At 57.1% G+C, this 3,208-nt stretch carries 1 rRNA gene; it reads left to right on the forward strand.

Annotated features, from left to right (window positions below):
* Positions 1-37: 37 nt before the first annotated feature.
* Positions 38-3,141, forward strand: a 23S ribosomal RNA gene (locus EBO15_RS43020).
* Positions 3,142-3,208: the final 67 nt, after the last annotated feature.

Consider the following 3,208-nt stretch of genomic DNA (forward strand, 5'->3'; position numbering starts at 1 on the left):
GTTCATCTCTGTTGCGATTTGTTTGATCGCTTTGTGTGTTCAAGTTTTTAAGGGCATACGGTGGATGCCTTGGCATCAGGAGCCGATGAAGGACGTGGGAGCCTGCGATATGCCTCGGGGAGTCGGCAACCAGACTTTGATCCGGGGATTTCCGAATGGGGGAACCTGGCACTCGTCATGGGGTGTCGCCGCCGGCTGAATGTATAGGCCGGTTGGTGGGAACGCGGGGAAGTGAAACATCTCAGTACCCGCAGGAAGAGAAAACAATAGTGATTCCGTGAGTAGTGGTGAGCGAAAGCGGATGAGCCTAAACCGTGCGCGTGTGATACCTGGCAGGGGTTGCGTGTGCGGGGTTGTGGGACCATCTTGTTGAGGCTGCCATCTTGACAGGGAGTTACAAACCGCTGGTGTAGTCGAATGGTTTGGGATAGCCGACCGTAGACGGTGAGAGTCCGGTAGACGAAATTCCAGTGGCTCCCGGGTGTGTTCCCGAGTAGCACGAGGCCCGTGAAATCTCGTGTGAATCTGCCACGACCACGTGGTAAGGCTAAATACTTCCTGATGACCGATAGCGGACAAGTACCGTGAGGGAAAGGTGAAAAGTGCCCCGGTGAGGGGTCGTGAAATAGTACCTGAAACCGTGTGCCTACAAGCCGTCAGAGCGTCCTCAACACTTCGGTGTTGTTCGTGATGGCGTGCCTTTTGAAGAATGAGCCTGCGAGTTATGGTGTGTGGCGAGGTTAACCGGTGGCGGGTAGCCGTAGCGAAAGCGAGTCTGAAGAGGGCGTTTGAGTCGCATGCTGTAGACCCGAAGCGGAGTGATCTAGCCATGGGCAGGGTGAAGCGCCGGTAAGACGGTGTGGAGGCCCGAACCCACCAGGGTTGAAAACCTGGGGGATGACCTGTGGTTAGGGGTGAAAGGCCAATCAAACTCCGTGATAGCTGGTTCTCCCCGAAATGCATTTAGGTGCAGCGTTGCGTGTTTCTTGCCGGAGGTAGAGCTACTGGATGGCTAATGGGCCCTACAAGGTTACTGACGTCAGCCAAACTCCGAATGCCGGTAAGTGAGAGCGTGGCAGTGAGACTGCGGGGGATAAGCTTCGTAGTCGAGAGGGAAACAGCCCAGATCATCGGCTAAGGCCCCTAAGCGTGTGCTAAGTGGGAAAGGATGTGGAGTTGCTGTGACAACCAGGAGGTTGGCTTAGAAGCAGCCATCCTTGAAAGAGTGCGTAATAGCTCACTGGTCAAGTGATTCCGCGCCGACAATGTAGCGGGGCTCAAGCACACCGCCGAAGCCGTGGCATTCCAACTTGTTTGGGATGGGTAGGGGAGCGTCCTGCATCCGGTGAAGCCGTCGAGTGATCGTGCGGTGGAGGGTGTGGGAGTGAGAATGCAGGCATGAGTAGCGAATCACACGTGAGAAACGTGTGCGCCGGATGACCAAGGGTTCCTGGGGCAGGCTAATCCGCCCAGGGTAAGTCGGGACCTAAGGCGAGGCCGACAGGCGTAGTCGATGGACAACGGGTTGATATTCCCGTACCCGCTGGTATGCGCCAACGCTGAGGCCATTGATGCTAACCACCCAATCCCGCTTATGGGCCTTCGGGCCTGTTTGTTGGGGGAGCGTGGGACCCTAAGTGGTAGTAGGTGAGCGATGGGGTGACGCAGGAGGGTAGCTCAGCCCGGGCGATGGTTGTCCCGGGGTAAGCCTGTAGCCCGGATCGTAGGTAAATCCGCGATCCGTTAAGGGTGAGAGGTGATGCCGAGCCGTTTTTGGTGAAGTGAGTGATCCCATGCTGCCGAGAAAAGCCTCTAGTGAGTGTACCGGCGGCCCGTACCCTAAACCGACTCAGGTGGTCAGGTAGAGAATACCAAGGCGATCGGGTGAACTGTGGTTAAGGAACTCGGCAAATTGCCCCCGTAACTTTGGGAGAAGGGGGACCACGTCCGGTGATGGCACTTGCTGCCGGAGCTGGGGGTGGTCGCAGAGGCCAGGGGGAAGCGACTGTTTACTAAAAACACAGGTCCGTGCGAAGTCGTAAGACGCTGTATACGGACTGACGCCTGCCCGGTGCCGGAACGTTAAGAGGACCGGTTAGACGCTTTCGGGTGTCGAAGCTGAGAATCTAAGCGCCGGTAAACGGCGGTGGTAACTATAACCATCCTAAGGTAGCGAAATTCCTTGTCGGGTAAGTTCCGACCTGCACGAATGGCGTAACGACTTCCCCGCTGTCTCAACCACAGGCCCGGCGAAATTGCAGTACGAGTAAAGATGCTCGTTTCGCGCAGCAGGACGGAAAGACCCCGGGACCTTCACTATAGCTTGGCATTGGCGTTTGATGTGTCTTGTGTAGGATAGGTGGGAGACTGTGAAGCGGGCACGCCAGTGTTCGTGGAGTCATTGGTGAAATACCACTCTGGTCGCCTTAGACGTCTAACCCGCACCCGTGGATCCGGGTGGGGGACAGTGCCTGGTGGGTAGTTTAACTGGGGCGGTTGCCTCCTAAAGAGTAACGGAGGCGCCCAAAGGTTCCCTCAGCCTGGTTGGTCATCAGGTGGTGAGTGCAAGGGCACAAGGGAGCTTGACTGTGAGACCGACAGGTCGAGCAGGTGCGAAAGCAGGGCCTAGTGATCCGGCACCGGCGTGTGGAAGCGGTGTCGCTCAACGGCTAAAAGGTACCCCGGGGATAACAGGCTGATCTTCCCCAAGAGTCCATATCGACGGGATGGTTTGGCACCTCGATGTCGGCTCGTCGCATCCTGGGGCTGGAGTAGGTCCCAAGGGTTGGGCTGTTCGCCCATTAAAGCGGCACGCGAGCTGGGTTTAGAACGTCGCGAGACAGTTCGGTCCCTATCCGCTGTGCGCGTAGGAGAATTGATGAGGGTCTGTCCCTAGTACGAGAGGACCGGGACGGACGAACCTCTGGTGTGCCAGTTGTCCCGCCAGGGGCATGGCTGGTTGGCTACGTTCGGTCGGGATAACCGCTGAAAGCATCTAAGCGGGAAGCCTTCCTCGAGATGAGTTCTCCCACACCTTGTGTGTGTAAGGCCCCCAAGAGACGATTGGGTTGATAGGCCGGGGATGGAAGCGCGGTAACGTGTGGAGTCGACCGGTACTAATAGGCCGAGTGGCTTGAACACACTGAGCGTTCAAACCAATCGCTGCTGTTCGAGATGTTCGCGTCCCTGTGTGGTTCCCAGAAAACAA

Origin of the sequence: Actinomadura harenae, from assembly GCF_003696215.1 — a bacterium.
Lineage (GTDB): Bacteria > Actinomycetota > Actinomycetes > Streptosporangiales > Streptosporangiaceae > Spirillospora > Spirillospora harenae.